Origin of the sequence: Clostridium sp. MCC344 (genome assembly GCF_018785365.1) — a bacterium.
Taxonomy (GTDB): Bacteria; Bacillota; Clostridia; order Lachnospirales; family Lachnospiraceae; genus Pilosibacter.
This window is the reverse complement of record NZ_WQPQ01000023.1, coordinates 14,967-33,717: the sequence shown is the minus strand read 5'-3', so window position 1 is coordinate 33,717 and position 18,751 is coordinate 14,967. Positions and strand designations below refer to the sequence as shown.

18 protein-coding genes and 5 tRNA genes are annotated in these 18,751 nt (G+C 48.7%); 3 read left to right on the top strand and 20 right to left on the bottom strand.

What is annotated here, in order from left to right:
* Positions 1-84: 84 nt before the first annotated feature.
* From atpC to GPK90_RS07145, 12 genes are all read right to left on the bottom strand, one after another.
* Positions 85-489 carry an ATP synthase F1 subunit epsilon gene (gene atpC / locus GPK90_RS07200; protein ID WP_015553059.1) on the bottom strand — a complete coding sequence of 135 codons (405 nt, stop codon included), beginning with the start codon at positions 487-489 and terminating at the stop codon, positions 85-87.
* Between the two features lie 11 nt (positions 490-500).
* Positions 501-1,892 carry a F0F1 ATP synthase subunit beta gene (atpD, locus tag GPK90_RS07195; protein WP_021904594.1) on the bottom strand — a complete coding sequence of 464 codons (1,392 nt, stop codon included), beginning with the start codon at positions 1,890-1,892 and terminating at the stop codon, positions 501-503.
* Positions 1,893-2,054: 162 nt separating this feature from the next.
* Positions 2,055-2,930, bottom strand: a complete 876-nt coding sequence (gene atpG / locus GPK90_RS07190; RefSeq protein WP_021904593.1) for an ATP synthase F1 subunit gamma — start codon at positions 2,928-2,930, stop codon at positions 2,055-2,057.
* A 15-nt stretch (positions 2,931-2,945) separates the two neighbouring features.
* A complete protein-coding gene (gene atpA / locus GPK90_RS07185) occupies positions 2,946-4,448 on the bottom strand; it encodes a F0F1 ATP synthase subunit alpha (RefSeq protein ID WP_117469052.1) in 1,503 nt (500 codons plus the stop codon).
* Positions 4,449-4,546: 98 nt separating this feature from the next.
* On the bottom strand, positions 4,547-5,095 hold the full coding sequence (atpH, locus tag GPK90_RS07180; RefSeq protein ID WP_015553055.1) for an ATP synthase F1 subunit delta: 549 nt from the start codon (positions 5,093-5,095) through the stop codon (positions 4,547-4,549).
* Entirely contained in the window at positions 5,083-5,598 is a 516-nt protein-coding gene (atpF, locus tag GPK90_RS07175) for a F0F1 ATP synthase subunit B (protein ID WP_021904590.1), read from the bottom strand. The genes atpH and atpF overlap by 13 nt, the downstream gene beginning before the upstream one ends.
* Positions 5,599-5,667: 69 nt before the next feature.
* Positions 5,668-5,922 (bottom strand): ATP synthase F0 subunit C, encoded by a 255-nt coding sequence (atpE, locus tag GPK90_RS07170; RefSeq protein WP_015553054.1) that lies wholly within the window; start codon positions 5,920-5,922, stop codon positions 5,668-5,670.
* A 113-nt stretch (positions 5,923-6,035) separates the two neighbouring features.
* Entirely contained in the window at positions 6,036-6,728 is a 693-nt protein-coding gene (atpB, locus tag GPK90_RS07165) for a F0F1 ATP synthase subunit A (protein WP_015553053.1), read from the bottom strand.
* A gap of 89 nt (positions 6,729-6,817) precedes the next feature.
* Positions 6,818-7,204 (bottom strand): hypothetical protein, encoded by a 387-nt coding sequence (locus GPK90_RS07160; RefSeq protein ID WP_021904589.1) that lies wholly within the window; start codon positions 7,202-7,204, stop codon positions 6,818-6,820.
* Positions 7,205-7,320: 116 nt separating this feature from the next.
* Positions 7,321-7,629 carry an AtpZ/AtpI family protein gene (locus tag GPK90_RS07155; protein WP_021904588.1) on the bottom strand — a complete coding sequence of 103 codons (309 nt, stop codon included), beginning with the start codon at positions 7,627-7,629 and terminating at the stop codon, positions 7,321-7,323.
* A gap of 330 nt (positions 7,630-7,959) precedes the next feature.
* Positions 7,960-8,568, bottom strand: coding sequence for a hypothetical protein (locus GPK90_RS07150; RefSeq protein WP_118531092.1), 609 nt, complete (start codon positions 8,566-8,568; stop codon positions 7,960-7,962).
* A gap of 725 nt (positions 8,569-9,293) precedes the next feature.
* Positions 9,294-10,400, bottom strand: coding sequence for a M20/M25/M40 family metallo-hydrolase (locus GPK90_RS07145; protein WP_118531094.1), 1,107 nt, complete (start codon positions 10,398-10,400; stop codon positions 9,294-9,296).
* A 464-nt stretch (positions 10,401-10,864) separates the two neighbouring features.
* Between GPK90_RS07145 and GPK90_RS07140 the strand changes: the two genes are divergently transcribed.
* Positions 10,865-12,409: an AbgT family transporter gene (locus GPK90_RS07140; protein ID WP_215702608.1), complete on the top strand. Its 1,545-nt coding sequence runs from the start codon at positions 10,865-10,867 to the stop codon at positions 12,407-12,409.
* Positions 12,410-12,734: 325 nt separating this feature from the next.
* On the opposite strand, the gene GPK90_RS07135 is transcribed toward GPK90_RS07140, so the two are convergent.
* Positions 12,735-13,361 carry a nuclease-related domain-containing protein gene (locus GPK90_RS07135; protein ID WP_215702607.1) on the bottom strand — a complete coding sequence of 209 codons (627 nt, stop codon included), beginning with the start codon at positions 13,359-13,361 and terminating at the stop codon, positions 12,735-12,737.
* 382 nt (positions 13,362-13,743) lie between these two features.
* On the opposite strand from GPK90_RS07135, the gene GPK90_RS07130 reads away from it, so the two are divergent.
* Entirely contained in the window at positions 13,744-15,282 is a 1,539-nt protein-coding gene (locus GPK90_RS07130) for an AbgT family transporter (RefSeq protein ID WP_215702606.1), read from the top strand.
* A gap of 214 nt (positions 15,283-15,496) precedes the next feature.
* Here GPK90_RS07130 and GPK90_RS07125 read toward each other — a convergent pair whose 3' ends face one another.
* On the bottom strand, positions 15,497-16,021 hold the full coding sequence (locus GPK90_RS07125) for a C-GCAxxG-C-C family protein (RefSeq protein WP_252197384.1): 525 nt from the start codon (positions 16,019-16,021) through the stop codon (positions 15,497-15,499).
* 280 nt (positions 16,022-16,301) lie between these two features.
* Here GPK90_RS07125 and GPK90_RS07120 point away from each other — a divergent pair.
* Positions 16,302-16,374 (top strand) — tRNA-Gln (locus GPK90_RS07120).
* A 254-nt stretch (positions 16,375-16,628) separates the two neighbouring features.
* Here the strand turns inward: GPK90_RS07120 and GPK90_RS07115 are convergent.
* From GPK90_RS07115 to GPK90_RS07090, 6 genes are all read right to left on the bottom strand, one after another.
* Positions 16,629-16,702: transfer RNA gene (locus GPK90_RS07115), tRNA-His, on the bottom strand.
* 36 nt (positions 16,703-16,738) lie between these two features.
* Positions 16,739-16,812: transfer RNA gene (locus tag GPK90_RS07110), tRNA-Arg, on the bottom strand.
* 23 nt (positions 16,813-16,835) lie between these two features.
* A tRNA-Gly gene (locus GPK90_RS07105) sits at positions 16,836-16,906 on the bottom strand.
* Positions 16,907-16,998: 92 nt separating this feature from the next.
* A tRNA-Pro gene (locus GPK90_RS07100) sits at positions 16,999-17,073 on the bottom strand.
* Between the two features lie 542 nt (positions 17,074-17,615).
* Entirely contained in the window at positions 17,616-18,140 is a 525-nt protein-coding gene (locus GPK90_RS07095) for a metallophosphoesterase family protein (RefSeq protein ID WP_118297260.1), read from the bottom strand.
* A gap of 3 nt (positions 18,141-18,143) precedes the next feature.
* A complete protein-coding gene (locus GPK90_RS07090) occupies positions 18,144-18,746 on the bottom strand; it encodes an XTP/dITP diphosphatase (RefSeq protein WP_118297378.1) in 603 nt (200 codons plus the stop codon).
* Positions 18,747-18,751: the final 5 nt, after the last annotated feature.

Here is an 18,751-nt window from a genome sequence, read left to right as displayed (position 1 = left end):
CCGGAAAGTCTCCTGTAAGTCCTGCTTACAAGCGTTCTTCCCGACATGCTGTTTTATTTTCCACTGCGTTTCACAGTTCTATCTTTAGTTTCCATCCACCAGCGACAGTCTCACCAGCGCCCGCTTCAAAGCGGCTTCAGCGCGGTCAATATCGGTCTGTGGATTCTTTTCCGCCAGACGTCTCTCTGCACGGATTCTGGCTTCATTGGCTCTCTTGCCATCGATGTTTTCCGGCCACTCGCAGGCTTCCGCGAGGATCGTTACCTTCTCCGGCAGGATCTGTAAAAATCCGGAAAGCAGCGCCGCTTTTTTCACGCCGTCTGCCCCGTGGATCTTAAGAACGCCCGGTGCAACCGCGACGACCATCGGGATATGCTTCGGATAGATTCCGGCTTCCCCGTCTGCCGTGTTGAGCTCCACCATCGAAACCTCTCCGTCGAAAAACGCCTCATCCGGCGTAACGATCTGAAGTCTCATCATTTCCGCCATGTCCACACCCCCTATTTCACGCGGGCGAGAACATCATCAATATTTCCTGCGTTGAGGAACAGATTCTCCGGAATATCGTCATGTTTGCCTTCGAGGATCTCCTTGAAGCCCTGGATCGTCTCGGAAAGCGGAACATAGCGGCCTTCCAGACCGGTAAACTGTCCAGCTACGAAGAACGGCTGGGATAAGAATCTCTGGATCTTTCTCGCACGGGATACGGTAAGCTTATCTTCCTCGGAAAGCTCATCCATACCGAGCATTGCGATAATATCCTGAAGCTCCTTATATCTCTGCAGCACTTCCTGTACGCCGCGGGCAACCTTATAATGCTCCTCACCAACAATACGCGGATCAAGGATACGGGACGTAGACTCAAGCGGATCTACAGCCGGGTAAATACCAAGCTCTACGATAGAACGGCTGAGTACGGTCGTCGCGTCCAGATGGGTAAAGGTATTTGCCGGAGCCGGGTCTGTTAAGTCATCGGCCGGAACGTAAACTGCCTGTACAGATGTGATGGAACCGTTCTTTGTGGAGGTGATCCGCTCCTGGAGGGCACCCATCTCCGTCTGTAAGGTCGGCTGGTAACCTACGGCTGACGGCATACGTCCGAGCAGCGCTGATACCTCGGAACCAGCCTGACTGAAACGGAAGATATTGTCGATGAATAACAACACATCCTTTCCGCCTTCGTCACGGAAATACTCTGCCATGGTAAGACCGGTAAGACCCACACGCATACGGGATCCCGGCGGTTCGTTCATCTGGCCGAACACCATGGTCGTCTTATTGATAACGCCCGAATCGGACATCTCATAGTAAAGGTCATTTCCCTCACGGGTACGCTCACCAACGCCTGTAAATACGGAATATCCGCCGTGCTCTGTCGCAATATTTCGGATCAGCTCCTGAATCAGGACTGTCTTACCTACACCGGCACCGCCGAACAGACCAATCTTTCCACCTTTCTGGTACGGGCAGAGGAGGTCAACGACCTTGATACCTGTCTCAAGGATCTCTGTCTCTGTGGACTGTTCCTCAAAGCTCGGGGCTTTGCGGTGGATCGGGAGCTTTTTCTCCGTCTTCGGAGCTTCTTTATTGTCGATCGGCTGTCCCAGAACATTGAAAATTCTTCCAAGTGTCTGCTCACCGACCGGCACCATGATCGGTCCGCCGGTCGCTACGGCATCCATGCCGCGGACAAGACCGTCGGTGGGACCGAGAGCGATGCATCTTACCGTATCATCACCGAGATGCTGGGCAACCTCAACCGTGAGGACCCCGCCATCCTTTGTGGTGATCTCAATGGCGTCATTGATCTCAGGCAGCCCGCCCTGGGGAAATTTGATATCCAGAACGGCACTGATGACCTGAGTAATTTTACCAATGTTTTTCTCTGCCATCTCACTTCTCCTTGTCTCTATCATAACTATTCAGCCACTCAGGCCAGCGGTAAAAATCCATTCCAGCACATCATGCCGACTGATTTCTGTCTCATGTATGCTGTCTTTTACCTCCAGCACCGCAAGTACGCAAGTCTGCCAAATAATTACTCATATTTCTTTTTAACCATCGATGGCATTCGCGCCCGCGATGATCTCTGTCAACTCCTGAGTGATGGAGCCCTGACGCGCACGGTTGTACTGCAGCGACAGTTTTCCGATCATCTCTTCCGCGTTGTTCGTCGCCGAATCCATTGCAGTCATTCGCGCGCCGTTCTCACTGGCAACGGCCTCCAAGAATGCCCCATAGATCAGGCTGCTCACATACTTCGGAATAATTGCATCCAGAACTTCGTCCTCGTCCGGCTCATAGTTCATAATGAGAAGATCCGGCTTTTCTTCTTTTACTTCGCCCTTTGGCCCTGCTGCCGCAAGATCCACCGGCAGAAGCTTTAAGAACGTCGGGATCTGGCTTACGGTATTTTTGAACGCCGTGTACGCCAGATAGATCTCTCCGATCTCATTCTTCTCAAACATGGCTAAAAGCTCTTTTGAGATTTGCTGCGCGTCGGAGTAGAGCGGCTCATCGATCACATCGGAGTAATCCGCTTTGATCTCATAGCCTTTCCTTGCGAGTCCGTCGCGTCCTTTCCGTCCGATCGCGAAGATGAGGGCGTCCTCTTTCGGGATCCCGCTCTCCGTCACGAGACGGATGATGTTGGAGTTATATCCGCCGGCAAGTCCGCGATTGGAAGAAACGACGATAACTGCCTTTTTCTTCGAATCCCCACTCTTTAAATAGCGGTGCCGGATCCCGGTGGATTTCTTCAGCATCTCCTGGATCGTCTGGTACATCAGATTGAAGTACAATCTCGAATTTTCCGCCTTCGTTCTGGATTTCTGGAGTTTTACAGTGGCAACAAGTTTCATGGCTTTGGTAATCTGCTCGGTACTCTCAATACTGGATTTCCTTCGTTTAATATCTCTCATGGTTGCCATGATACATCACCTGCCTTATCTTGCTGCCTTGCACTCTTCAATAGCTTTTTTCAGCAATTCTTCAGTCTCCGGTGTCATCTGCTTTGCCTCGCGGATGCTTGCCGGGATCTCCGGATACTTTGTATCGATAAACTTAAACAGCTCTTTCTCAAAATCAAGAACCTGATTTGTCGGAATATCGAGGAGATATTTCTTTGTCGCCGCGTAGATAATGATGACCTGATACTCGACCGGCATCGGCTGATACTGCGGCTGCTTTAAAACTTCACGGATGCGTTCGCCCTGGGCAAGCTGTTCCTTTGTGCTGGCGTCAAGCTCGGAACCGAACTGGGCGAAGGAAGCGAGCTCGCGGTACTGGGCAAGCTCCACACGGATCGGGGCAGCGATCTTCTTCATCGCCTTGATCTGTGCCGCGCCGCCAACTCGGGATACAGAAAGACCCGCGTTGATCGCCGGACGGAAACCGGAGTTGAACATCTCGGTCTCTAAGTAGATCTGTCCGTCTGTGATGGAGATGACGTTTGTCGGAATGTAGGCCGATACGTCACCCGCCTGCGTCTCAATGATCGGAAGTGCGGTAAGGGAACCGCCGCCAAGGTCATCGGAAAGTCTGGACGCGCGCTCTAACAGTCTGGAATGCAGATAGAAAACATCGCCCGGATATGCCTCACGTCCCGGCGGTCTCTTAAGAAGCAGGGACAGGGTACGGTACGCCGCCGCATGCTTGCTTAAGTCATCGTAAACGACAAGCACATCCTCGCCGTTCTCCATCCACTCTTCACCGATTGCGCAGCCGGAATACGGGGCAATATACTGTAACGGGGCAAGGTCAGAAGCTGTGGATACGACAAGTGTCGTGTAATCCATCGCGCCAAACTCCTCAAGAGTTTTCACGATTGTCGCAACTGTTGATGCTTTCTGTCCAATTGCAACATAAATGCAGTGAACTCCCTGTCCCTTCTGGTTAATAATCGTATCGATCGCGATCGCCGTCTTACCAGTCTGACGGTCGCCGATAATAAGCTCACGCTGTCCGCGTCCGATCGGAACCATGGCATCGATCGCCTTGATACCTGTCTGAAGCGGGGTATCTACGGATTTTCTCTCGATAACACCGTGGGCAACACGCTCGATCTTTCTGAATTTATCCGTAAGGATCGGACCTTTTCCATCGATAGGCTGTCCTAAGGCATTCACGACACGTCCTGTCAGGGCATCGCCCACAGGAACCTCAACGACACGTCCTGTCGTCTTTACGGTGTCTCCCTCACTGATGCTTGAGGAATCACCGAGCAGAACCGCTCCGACGTTGTCCTCCTCAAGGTTTAACACCATGCCGTAAACCTCTCCCGGAAATTCCAGAAGTTCTCCCTGCATGGCATTCTCAAGACCGTGGATTCGTGTAATGCCGTCCGCTACCTGGATGACAGTACCCACGTCAGAGACTTCCAGCTTCGTCGAATATCTTTCGATCTGCTCTTTGATGACCGAGCTGATCTCTTCTGGTTTTAAATTCATTTGAGGTCTGCACCTTCTTTCTTTTCCATTTCATCACGTAACTGTTCAGTATTATTTCTGCTGCCGGACTGCTGTTTTCGGTCCCGGATCCGCCGGGATCACGCCAGCTGCAGCTTCATTAAGTCTCTCCGGATCTCCCCGAGTCTTGTCCTGATGCTGCTGTCCACCACGCGGTCACCGATCCTGATCACGAGTCCTCCAAGGATCGCAGGATCGACGCTATAGGTAACTTCCAGACTCACAAAAGCTGTGGTCTCCAAAAGCTTCGCCTCCGTATGGGCCTTCTGCTCCGCGGAGAGCTCCACCGCGCTTGTAACAGTTACGATACCGATCTTTTTATATTCCTTTACACGATTCACAAAATAGTCGAGGATCTTCGGGAGCTCCTTCTGCCGTCCCTTTTCGATCACGGTCTCAAGAAATCCCATCAGGTCATCGGAAACTCTTCCTTTAAAGATATTTTCCACGACCTTTAACTTCTCTTCTTTTATGATCTGCGGATGGTTCAAAAATTGTACAAGGTCTGCATTCTCCATGAGGATCGTCTGCAGTGACTGTACTTCCTCATATACGGGCGACAGCATATCCCGCTCCATGGCAGCTTCAAACAGCGCGTCGCCGTAGACCTTTGACACTAACTTTGCCATGTGCTCTCACCCATTTCCTTTAAAGTCTCCTCGATCAGGGAATCCTGGATCTTTACATCCATGGAAGCGGCAACCGCCTTCTCTGCCATCAGGGACGCAATGGAAACGATCTCCGTCTTCATGTCCTCAAGCGCTTTCTTCTTCTCCAGCTCGATCTCCCGGTTTGCCCGGTCAACGATGCGGTTTGCTTCCTCTCTCGCTTCCGCTAAGATATCAGCTTCCTGCTTTTTCGCTTTTTTCCTCGCTGCATCGAGAATTTCCTGCGCCTCTTTGTCGATGGACTTTATTTTATCCTCATACTCTGCTTTCAGCGCGAGCGCATCTTCGCGGCTTGTCTTTGCCGTTTCCAGATCACCCGCGATCCGTTTTCTTCTTTTTTCCAGTACTTCACGCGCCGGATTAAAGAGGAAATACGACATTACAAAGAACAGGATAAAAATATTGATTCCCGTGATCACAATGTCGTTGATCCATTGAGGGTCAAAATTTATTAACCGTTCCAAGGTCTCATCTCGCCTCCTTTACAAACTTCCGCGCATACCCGGAAGTTTTTTCCTGTTCCCATATCCGGATCAACCGAACGGCTTAACGAACATAAGGATAATGGCAACAACAAGACCATAAAGACCGGTCGTCTCGGCAACGGCCTGTCCAAGAAGCATGGTCGATGTAATATCAGATTTCGCGCCCGGGTTGCGGCCGACTGCAGATGCGCCGAAACCAGCGGCGATACCCTGTCCAACACCAGGTCCGATACCGGCGATCATCGCGATACCGGCGCCGATTGCTGAGCAAGCATGGATCAAATCCTGTCCTGTAATATTCATAGATAAAACCTCCTGTAAAAAAATTTTATAGCTGTCATTCACAGCTACAGGCAAAATCCTTTCCGATCGACTGCGTCGATGGGGTCCTGCCTTCCCTGTTCCGCCCTGCGTTCCTACAGTTTATCATTTACATAGACCATAGTCAGCATGCAGAATACGTATGTCTGGATACACCCGGAAAACAGGTCGCAATACACATGAAGTGCGGCCGGAATACCGATTTTTAATAAGACCGGCATCATTCCGTACCAGAGACCCATGATAATAACTCCGGACAGCATGTTCGCGAACAGACGAAGGGAGATCGAGATCGGATTCGCAAATTCACCGATCAGATTGATCGGGAACAGCACCGGGAGAGGTTGAAACAATCCCGTAAAGTGTCCGACACCATGATTTTTGATTCCCTGGTACTGTACGATCGCAAACGTGACCAGACCAAGAAGGAACGTAACACCAAAGTCGGCAGTAACCGTTCTCAGGCCGAACAGACCGCTCAGATTGCAGAACAAAATAAACAGAAAAATCGTTCCGATATAGTTCGCAAACCGGTTCGCTGAACTGCCAAGAATCCCTGTGGTCATATTTTCCAGCATTTCCATGCCGAATTCGATGATATTCTGGAATGTTCCAGGTACATCCGTCGCATGTTTTAATGCACGGTTCGCGGCTATCACCAGAATCAGCAGAACGATCGTAACGATCGTCATTCCGACCGTCGTCGTCGTCAGCCAGAGTTCATGACCGAAGAGATGGTATTTCACGATCCCGTGGATCATGAAATCAGCACCACTGCCACCACTCATTCTTTTTCCTCCTTTCCTTAAGACTCCTGAAAGACTGCTGTCTGTTCCACAACAGCAGCGTATAAGACTCTATCCGTCAAGCCTGAAGATCAGGCCATACGGTCGGTTCGTTTCTGAAGTACCGGATACACATAAGCTCCGGTCTTCAAGCCCAGTGCGCCGAGAACGACTGCTAAAAGGTTGATCGTCGTAAATTTCCATAAAAGGCACACCAGTATTACCGCGCACAAGCTGCGGATCAGCGAATGGATCACCATCTTTTTGCTGCTGTACGCCCCATCAGCCGATTCCACACAGAGTTCCGTGGATCTCGCGATACTGATGAGCAGTACCTCCGCCGCCGCGGCTCCGATCAGCACTCCGGCGATCACCGGAACGGTTCGGAAAAAAATAAGGCAGATGAGAAGCAAGATCATATTATGGATCAGAATCCCGATGCTCATTCCCACTACCTGTCTCTTTGTCTTATCACTCACGATTGTTCCACCCTTTCAATCACCCTGCCGAGGCTGTCTTCTGTCGGACAGTTTCCTGCTGCTTCATATTCCGCTTTCGTTTACGGGTACCATCTTCTTTGCCGTCCCTTCGGCTGTCACCGCCATCTTTTGGGACGGTCAGCACCGTCTCCGGTTCCGAAACGGCTCTCCCACTGCTTTACCTGCTCTTTCTTTTCCCTGTCTTCGTCTTCTTTCTCTCTGTCTACGATATGCTTCGCCATCTTATATGCACTCAGACCGCCCGAGAGGACACCCAGGATCAGGAAGATCAGAACGGTATGAAGTCCGGTCTTTTTATCGATCCAGCTTCCGAAAAGCACACAGATAAGGACCGGTGTCACAACATTGAGTCCGAGCTGGGTGATCAGCACCAGGTTTTCGAGTCCGTTTTTTTTCTGACGCATTTTCTCCCACCTCACTTACCGCGTAACGCATACCGCCATTATACTAAATATTTGCGGATTTGTCCATTTCTACGCATCGACTTTACAGATATTTCGTAAATTCTTTTGTCAATAACATGGTATATTTGGACACATATGGATAATTGTCCAAAAATCACCAGGTGTATTTCTGGATAAAAGTCAACAGGATTCATGTTTCTCCTATATTTGTATATAGGAAAAAGGGACACAGATACTTCCATGTCCCTTCATTTTTTCCTATTACTTTATTTTCTTATGTATCAGTTTCACGGACCCGTCAGATGTTTTCCCTTACAGTCCGTCTCTGTTTTAGTAGTTCATTCCGGTGATTGCGAGCTCTCCATCCGCAGTGACACCAAGAATGATGTTCGGAGCACCGTCACCGAGGACGATCCCGGCCATAACCGGCTCCAGGGAATCGACATCCACCTTTTCGATCGCAGCCTCCATCTCATCGGAGAAGATCTCTGCCGGATCCAGTTTCATAAAGTCTTCCTTCGTATCGACCATGCCTCCGTTCGTCTTCACACAGGAGACAAAGGTTGGGAAATCGATGTGGTCCGCAAGCCCCTCCATATCTTTATTCTTTACAATCGCGATGATCTCTTTTGCGTAGGACTTATAGTCTGTCTTCTCGAGCTGGGCAGCCGCCTGGCTCTGAAGCTTCGCCATCTCCTCATCAGAGATCTCTGCAACCTGCACGCCCTCAGAACTCTCGTCCGTCTCAAAAGCTCCCGGTCCTTCCGCCATCTTTGGGTCTACATTGGAGAGATCCGGTTTTGTTGTATCAACGGCGGATGTCTCCGCTGCGGAAGCCTCCACAGCCGCTGTTGTCTCCTGAGTGTTTTTTGAGCCGCATGCTGTCGCCATCACTGCTGTCACGCAGAGTGCCGCTGCTAACAATACATGTTTTTTCATAATACAATATTCCTCCTCTGATCTTATCCGGTCCATCCGGATCCGTGTCCGGCAGATTTTTACCGGGTACCCGGGCTTCCTTCTATTCATAAATGTACCTGTCTCACTGTATCAGAACTATACCACGCCCTCTTTTTCCTGACAATAAACAATTTCTAAAGAAATGGTTATTTTTTCGTTAGAAAATCTCCATTTATTTTATTTTCCTTTTAGAGTTTCTCCATACTTCCGTCACATTCTTCCTGTATACTTTGTATCATAAAAGATACCAATCAGCAAAAGACATCACGAAGCGTTTTACAAAAACGAAAGACGAGGCGTGTAGCGCCTGATCAGGTATACATAAAAAATGGGGCCGGCAGGCAAATGAAATGCGCGCACATTTATGCCGGACTCGACTAAACATAATTCTCGGATCCCTGTGATCCAGGATTGACATATATTCGATACTCATACATCCCCCTTTTTTAGTATTTGTGTGAAAAAACTCCGGTATGCCAGAACCGGAGTTTTTTCATGTCTGCAATTAAATGTCTCTTGACCCGTTCGCTCATCCCGCACGTTCACTTGCAGCATTCTGTATCTTCACACATGCGTATATCATTCAGTATTTCGTGCCTGTTGTGCAGCAGAAAGTTCATTGAGATTTTCTCCTGAGTAACAAGTGAAAAAACGGGACAGCCTTTGAATCCGGCCGCCCCGTTTTTATCATTTCTTCTTAAAATTTAGTGTGTTAAAAGATCCAGTACCAGCTCTGCGCACTTGTTCAGATCATCGATCTTCAATGTTTCTCCAGTCGTATGTACCTTTGTCATACCTGTGGAGAGTACGATCGGCTTGATCCCGTGAAGTGCCATCACATTCGCGTCGCTTCCGCCGCCGCCTTTTGCGGTCACTGCCTGATATCCAAGACGTTTGCAAGACTCAAAGACTCTCTGCACGATCGGATCATCATTTTCCACGTTAAAGCTTACATAATTTGTCTTCAGCTCGATCTCAAGCTTTGCTCCCATCTCGTCGCAGGCATCCTGCAGGCACTTCTGCATATGCGCAGCCTGGGCATTTAATTTATCGAGGTTGCGGCTTCTGACTTCTGCCACAAATTCTGCCTTCTCCGGAACGATATTGGTCGCATATTCCGCCTTCAGGGTTCCGATATTGCAGGTAGTCTCCTCATCGATTCTGAGCAGGTTCATCTTTGCGATTCCCTTCGCTGCGACCTGGATCGCACTGATTCCCTCTTCCGGTGCAAGACCCGCATGGGAAGATTTTCCAATGATCGTCGCGAAGATCTTGATCTGCCCCGGTCCACAGGTTAAGATCTTTCCGATATCACCGCTGGCGTCAAATACCATCGCTTCTTTTCCTTTAATCATGGACAGATCCATATTCTTGACACCGTTCATACCACCTTCTTCGCCGATCGTAAATAAGATCTCTGTATTGCGGCACGGAATATTCTGTTCTTTGATCACCTTGATTGCTTCCATGATCGCTGCGATTCCGGATTTGTCATCGCCCGCAAGGATCGTGGAGCCGTCTGTATGGATGATCCCGTCATCGACAAGCGGTCTGATGCCATTGCCCGGAGTCACCGTATCCATATGTGCACACATGATCGTCGGATCACCCGGGATCGTTCCCGGAAGATATGCGCATACATTAAATCCATTGGAGCCAAAACCTTCCCCGGCTTTGTCGGTCTTTACTTCCAGTCCAAGTACTTTAAGATCCTCAACCAGCTTTTCCCCCATCGCTTTTTCATTCTTTGTCTCACTGTCGATCATAACATAATCAAAGAATGTGTCGAGCAGTCTCTTCTCATTTATCATGGCATTACCCCTCCTGTTTTACATGCAAAATACCGGCATTTCGTTCTTTTGCATCGCAATTTTGTGTTTTTATTCTAACATGGATCTGCTGTCTCCGCAAGAATCCACACTGCCCTGATACAGCGCTTTTCCATGCCGGCACGCTTCATATTTTCTCCGCGATTCCCCGAAGATCCATGATTTTTCCTCATCCGCTCCTTCAGCGCGCCGGAACTCACCTCTTTATTATTGTCTGAATTATCTGAATTATTTATTCTTTATTAACAATATAAACTGTAACAACTTTTTCACTAAATAAAAAAAGGTGTAGACAGATGTTTGCAAAAGATATATAATTAATTCATAAAAAGTTTATATTCTTTATTCTTAACAAAGAATTAACTTTTTCTCAATCGGCGGAATTGCTGGAAATCTCCCTGTTTTTTCAGTTATTTCGCACTTTTACTATTGCAGGAGGTTTCTGTATGAGCGAAAACACCACTAGTACCACTAAGCAAACCTGGCTCGACAAGGCGTTAACAGTCGTTGAAAACGTATGCAACAAACTTCCCGACCCGGTAATCCTGTTCTGCTGGCTCTTCCTTTTCACGGCGATCATCGGTACGATCGCAACGGTAGCTGGCGTGAGCCTGATCAACCCGGCAACAAATGAAGCCGTTGTTTCCCAGAACTTCTTCTCGGTAGACGGACTCCACTGGTTCCTTGACAATATGGTAAAGAACTTTACCGGTTTCGCACCGCTCGGTCTGGTAATCTCCATGACCCTCGGCATCGGTCTCTGCGAGGAGTCCGGTCTCGTAATGTCCCTCTTAAAGAGCTGCTTAAGCGATGTTCCTCCGGCACTCGTTCCGTACCTTATCGCATTTGTCGGCACGATCGGAAATATCGCTTCTGATACTGCGAACATCATCGTTCCTCCGATCGCCGCTCTTCTCTATATCGGTGCCGGAAAGCATCCGGTTGTAGGTATGATCTGCGGATATGCAGGTGCAAATGCAGGCTTCACTGCAAACCTGATGGTTGCAGGTACAGACTCCCTGCTTCAGGGTCTCACAAATGACGCAATCAAAGGTTTCCTTCCGGAGACTACCTTCCAGGTAGATGTTACCTGTAACTGGTTCTTCATGATCGCCTCCACAATCCTCTGCTCTATCGTGATCGGTGCTGTTTGTACAAAGGTTGTAGAGCCGCGTTTCGGAAAATACGAAGGTTCCTCCGATGAAAAGATCGAAAAACTGAGTGCTTCTGAGAGTAAAGGTCTCCGCTGTGCAGGAATTACAGCGATCATCTACATTATCATCCTCGTTGTTGGATTCTTTACTGGTCCGTTAGCAGGTGAGAATGGTGCCTTCGTTGGTTCTCCGCTCTTAAAAGGCCTGATCCCGATCCTGTTCGTATTCTTCTCGATCTGTGCGATCGCATTTGGTTTTGGTTCCGGTTCCTTTAAGAAATCCGGCGACATCAGTAAAGCTATGAACAAACAGATGGCAGCAATGGGCTCCTATATTTCCTTCTGTTTCTTCTGCGGACAGTTCCAGGGCTTATTCAACTGGACAAAACTCGGTACACTCCTCGCAATCGGCGGCGCTGACATTCTTCAGTCCGCAGGATTCACAGGTATCCCGTTATTTGTATGCTTCATCCTCGTTGTAACATGTGTAAACATCTTCATGTCATCCGGTTCCGCAAAATGGGCGATCTTCGCTCCAATCTTCGTTCCGATGTTCATGCTCCTCGGTTATCATCCGGGCTTTACACAGTTACTTTACAGACTCGGTGATTCCCCGACAAACGCGGTTACTCCGATGTCCCCGTATATCTGGATGGTTCTCGCAACTGCTCAGACCAAGTACATGAAGGACTTAAAGATCGGTACCCTGATTTCCAACCTTCTTCCGATCGCAGTGATCCTCGAAGTGATCTGGGTTGTCTTCTTTATCATCTGGTACCTCATCGGTCTTCCGATCGGTCCGGGTGTCGGTTCCGTTCTTCCGGCAGGAATCATGTAAATTATCCGATCCTGCAGAATTACATAACTGAATACGTTTATTTCGCCAGGGCATGTGAAGTGCCCTGGCGTTTTTTGTCTCATCTATGTCGGTCTCCGGCCACCCCGGAACACCGAATGTCCCTATGCATAAAAAGAAGGTGCCTCGGCACATTCGGCATCTCGCGCGGTCGCTTGCGACAACCTTCATCTTCGCGCGAGTTAGGCACGCAGTGCCTTTTTATTTAACAGGAAGTTCCATCGGAGTTTCCTGTTAAATAAAAAACAGGTGATCCGCTTACCAGACCGCCTGTCTCATACCCTTTATTCCGTTTTCCGGTCCTCTCCTACTTTACAAGTCCTTTTATAATAGAAGAAACCTTATCATAGTCATACTGGACTTCTTTCACGCCGGACTGTTTTTTATACCAGCTTTTCAGTTCCTGATAAGTCGTGGAATAAGAACCATATCCGAGATACAGTTCCGGAGTCTGGTAGTTATCTGCAAAAACGACTATCGGCATAACCTTTAAATTATGGACTCCGTTTTCTTCCATGATCTTTCCGATCTCCTCCGCACCTTTCTTTAAATTAAGAAGCGGATTTTCAAATTCTTCTTTTCTTTTTGCGTCCTCTCGCCGCCACATTGCTCCGTCCGGAGTTCCGTATATCTTAATTCCCCAGCCATAAGTTCTTACAAGGTAAACGCCTCTCTTATCCATAAGGACCGCGTCAAACGTCATTTTTCCTTCCGGCAGATTTAAAGTCGCGTTCTTTAAAACCTCACCGGGCTTTCCACAGATCTTTTTCAGCCGCGCGGAGACCTTTTCTACAGCCTTTTCGTGATTCCGCTGTTTGTTCATGTGTTTCGCGATCAGCCAAAACACCAGCACACCGGCCAGTATGTAGGCAAAGAACATAAAGTAGTCCTGCGCCGAATGAAGTTTCCATGTCTGAAAGTTTCCACCAAACATATTTTATCCTCCCAGGTATCCAATTAACCGCACATTGGCAGTTGCTGCCACCGACAGTCTCTTTTGAATCCGTCAGGCAGGATTCCTTTATTATCTGTCATCACTTTTCATGCACGATACTTTATCTTAACACGAAACCACTATAAACGCAATAATCTTCTCATAATCGCTATTTCCTGATTTGTACATTTTTACCAAATATTTATCATTCCATTTGGCGAAATCTCCAGCCTTTTTTTCAGTTTTCTAATTTAAAAATAAAAATTATAAACACTTTATAAAAAATATATAGCTTTTTCGAACCATTTATAGTATAATATCCATGCAAGCGGGATCTCGGGGGTTTAGGTCCCGTAAATTAAGTTTACAGGAGGTTTTTCAAATGAGTGAAAACACTACCGCTAAGAAAACCGGCGTGGACAAACTGATCGATGGTATCGAAAAAGTTTGTAACAAATTGCCGCCGCCAGCGATTCTGTTCTGCTGGCTCTTCCTTATCACAGCCATCATCGGCTGCATCTTCAGTGTAATGGGCGTTGCCCTTACAAACCCGGCTTCCGGAGAGGTCGTAACATCTGCGAACCTGTTCTCCAAAGACGGCGTTGACTGGATCTTAGGCAACATGGTAAAGAACTTTACCGGTTTCGCTCCGTTAGGTCTGGTTATCACAATGACACTCGGTATCGGTCTCTGTGAGGAGTCCGGAATGCTGATCTCCATGCTGAACAGTTCCTTAAAGAACGTTCCGGCATCTATGATCCCGTATGTAATCGCATTCGTCGGTACAGTCGGAAACATCGCTTCCGATACAGCTATGGTCGTTATCCCGCCGATGGCTGCCATCGTTTACATGGGCGTTGGCAAACACCCGGTAGTTGGTATGATGGTTGGTTACGCAGGTGCTCAGGCCGGTTTCACAGCGAACCTGATGGTTGCCGGTACTGATACTCTGTTACAGGGTCTTACAAACGATGCGATCAAGGCATTCATCCCGGATACAACATTCCAGGTTGACCCGACCTGTAACTGGTTCTTCATGATCTTCTCCACCCTCCTCTGCGCAGCAGTTATCGGATTCTGTTCCGTACATATGATCGAGCCGCGTTTCGGAAAATACGAGGGTGCCGGAGAAGCAAAACTTGAAGAAGTTACTCCGCAGCAGAAGAAAGGTCTTAATGCTGCAGCTCTTACCGCGATCATCTACATCATCATCATTGCAATCGGATTCTTCACCGGTCTTCTTTCCGGCGAGAACGGTGCGTTTATTGGATCCCCGCTCTTAAAGGGCCTGATCCCGATCCTGTTCGTTCTGTTCTGTCTCTGCGGTCTTGCATACGGCTTCACTGCAGGTACATTCAAGAACGCTGTTGATGTCAACAAGGCAATGTCTAAGCAGATGGCTGCTATGGGTTCCTACGTTCTGTTCTGCTTCTTCTGCGGACAGTTCCAGGGCTTATTCAACTGGACAAAGCTTGGTACACTCCTTGCGATCGCAGGTGCTGATGGTCTCGAGGCTGCAGGTTTCACAGGCATTCCGCTCTGTGTAGCTTTCATCGTCCTCTGCTCCTTCGTCAACATCTTCGTATCCTCCGGTTCCGCGAAGTGGGCTATTTTCGCTCCGATCTTCGTTCCGATGTTCATGCTCCTCGGTTACCATCCGGGCTTCACACAGTTACTTTACAGAATTGGTGATTCCCCGTTCAACTGCTGGACACCGATGTCCGCATATATCTGGATGATCTTAAGTGTTGCTCAGACAAAGTACGTTCCGGATCTCAAAATTGGTACTCTGATCTCCAACATGATTCCGATGTCCATCGTTCTTCAGATCGCATGGATCATCGTAGTTGTTATCTGGATGATGATCGGACTTCCGTTCGGACCGGGCGTAGGCGTTGCTCTTCCGGCTGGAATCCTCTAATTCAGAGTATAGCAGCTTACAAAGCTTACTGCGTAAAATATAAAGGCAGGATGACCCGTCGCTTTTGCGGCGGGTCTTTTTTTGCTTAAAACTCACCTCCATGGCATCTTGATACCTCAGAGATGAGTTCTTTTCTTCTCAAAATCGGAAATTCAATTCTTCGCCCGAACTGCCGCTGCAAGCAGTTCACCGCAGCACGCCGAAGTTGATTTTATTATTTCTGGTTCTCTTTCAAATGTCTCTCCAGAATATCCGCTGCACAGGCTGCGAGCTCTGCACACGGGCGCTTTTTATAGTAGCTCTCCGTTCTCGCCTCCGGCGCCGGATTCGTATCCGTATTAATCCCGGCCAGCAGCTCCCGGCAGATGTAGCTTCCGTTCTCGTTCTTGAACGTCGTTACAAGCTCCTGAATTTTCTTATAGTGATCCTGCTTCGCCGCTGCCGCCTTCGGGTCTGTATAGCCTTCCAGAGCCCCACAGACCAGTGCCATTCCGCTGACACAGCCACATACCTCCCGAAGTCTTCCGAGGCCGCCGCCAAACGAGGACGCCAGGCCTGCCGCCATCTCTCTGCTGATCCCCCGTGCTTCCAGCTCCTCAGCAAATGCCAGCGTCACCGCCTGGGAGCAATTGTAACCTTCCCGGAACAGTTCCCGCGCGCGGTCCCCGCGGCTTTTTTCACAGACTGTTTCATTTTTTGTTGGTTTTTCCACAATATCCATCGGCTTATTCTCTGCCATTCCTTCTACCCCTTTCGTATCTTTCCCGTTACCATAGCATATACTGTGTAACAAAATTTTCCAATGCTTCGCATTCCGAATCGGCAAAATCCTCGATTGCAGCGGTATCATACGGAATTTTCAGTTCGTAAAATCCCTACTCGCGAAAAATAACTCGCTTTTCTCTTTGTCACTGTTCCGAAGAACCTTTGCTTGTATTTTTCCATGTCTTATGGTAGAATAATATCGTTATGGTTGTATCAAAGATTCAGCCACATTCATATGACAGCGAATCATTTCCTGGGCCATCGCCAAGCGGTAAGGCACAGGACTTTGACTCCTGCATTCCACGGGTTCGAATCCCGTTGGCCCAGGAAATGATTCGCAAATCCAGTGCTTGTAATTTTTATTATAAGCACTTTTTTTATCTGTTTGCAACAGGAAATCTAACCTCTGAACGCGGTTAAAGCTCCCGGAAGTTTTTAATAGCTATCACAAACCATTCCAGAACCAACGATGGGGCAGAGTTCTTATGAACTCCGCCCCATCCATTGACATAGGACCTATTAACACAGCAGCTTCCCCAACAAAACAAAAAGCCCCGGGAACTGCTTCCCAGGGAAATACGGGTGGATACAGGGATTCGAACCCTGGGCCTCCAGAGCCACAATCTGGCGCGCTAACCAGCTGCGCTATACCCACCATAATATAAAATTCGAAATCGCACTTGATTTCAAATGAGCCTGAAGGGATTCGAACCCCCGACCCACGGCTTAGAAGGCCGTTGCTCTATCCAGCTGAGCTACAGACTCATTATGCTTTTTCGCAAAAGCAAAGCGGGTGATGGGAATCGAACCCACGTATCCAGCTTGGAAGGCTGGTGTTCTACCATTGAACTACACCCGCAGGAAAACTTTGTTTTATTTTCGCTGACTCGAATATTATATCTCATATCCGTTCATCTGTCAACAACTTTTTTATCTTTTTTTCGATAAAAATCGGGGTGACAGGATTCGAACCTGCGACCCCCTGGTCCCAAACCAGGTGCTCTAGCCAAGCTGAGCCACACCCCGGAATTTCTGCGAAGCATTTGAAAAGCAAAAGTTCACTAAATGCGTTTAAAATTATACCGTGAACGCGATAGATTGTCAACCATTTTTTTGAAATCTTCCAATAAAATTGCAGTCCACGTTACCCTCCAAGCCATTAAAACCCGCGACCGTCACTGCAGTCAGCGGGAAGCTTCTGACTAAGGACCTCGATCCAGGCATCTACTTTTTCTTAACTCGCAGGTATAACTGTTTCAGCAAAGGGTGACTGTATTCTCGACACTACCAGCGGTGATCTTCCGCCCAGGAGTGCCTTGATCCGGGGATCTGGTTCCTCTTAGCTCGCGGGTGACTGCGTTGGGACGCAGAGACCGCACTGTCTGAGCGAAGCGAGTTTGCGGTATCTGTGTCCCGCCCTTAGCAGTCTCCCGGGAGCTTAACGGAACCATCCCCGCATCCCTGGGCGCTCCTGGGCGAAAGCTCACCGCGTACTCTCGCTAACACTGCGATCCAGTCAAAATCTTTCTTCGCCCTCTCGCCAACACCATATCTCAGTCACACCCCGTCTAATACAACCCCGACGGAATATCCCGATCCTGATCCACATAACAGACCGTATAATGCGCCTCCCCATTCCGGTCGATCTCCATCAGCATATACGATGGTTTTCTCCCGTCCTGTCTCGGATAAGAAAGACTTCCCGGATTCAGCACCACAAGCCCATCCTCACAGTACTCCAGATGCGGCTTGTGGGTATGGCCAAACATGACAATATCCACCTTTCTGGCTCTCGCCTCTTCCTTGATCGTCTCCAGCTCAAACGATACGCCGTACATGTGACCGTGAGTCAGAAATGCCCGGTATTTCCCGATGGAGATCTCCTTCTCCTTGTCTGTCTGGGAAAAGAAATCATTATTTCCGCGCACAACATGGATCACGCAGTTATCATTATTCACCCATTCCTTAAAATAGATCTCGCTGCCCTCGGTATCCCCCAGATGGATCAGCATATCGAACGGGGACTGTTTTTCAATAATTGCCCTGAGATTTCCATCTCTTCTGTGGGTATCGCTCACGATCAGAATTTTCATACCTTACTCTCCGATTTCTTCTGCAAGACATTTTTTCATCGCCCGAAGCGCTTTACCGCGGTGGCTGATGGCATTCTTCTCATCCATAGTGATCTCCGCCGATGTCTTCCCGTATTCCGGAAGCATCAGGATCGGATCATAGCCGAATCCGCCGGCACCAGCCGGTTCATGCGCAATCACGCCTTCCATCGTTCCCTCCGCTGTCAAGGTTCTTCCATCCGGAAGGACCGCTGCGATCACACAGACGAAGCGCGCCGTGCGCTTCTCCTCCGGGACACCGTCCAGACGATGGATCAGATTCCAGTTCTTGATCTCATAGGAAGTCTTCTCCCCCATATACCGCGCGGAGTAGACGCCCGGCTCCCCGTTTAAGGCATCGATCACAAGCCCGGAATCATCCGCGAGAACGATCCCACCGGTCTTCTCCCAAACAGCTTTTGCCTTAATTAACGCATTTGCCGCGAATGTATCTCCATCTTCCACAATATCAACATCCACGCCTGCCTCCTTCATCGACAGGATCTCCGCTCCGAGGTCCTTTAAGATCTCACGGATCTCCCGCATCTTTCCGGCATTTGATGTTGCAAAAACAATCTTATGTTCCATGTTCT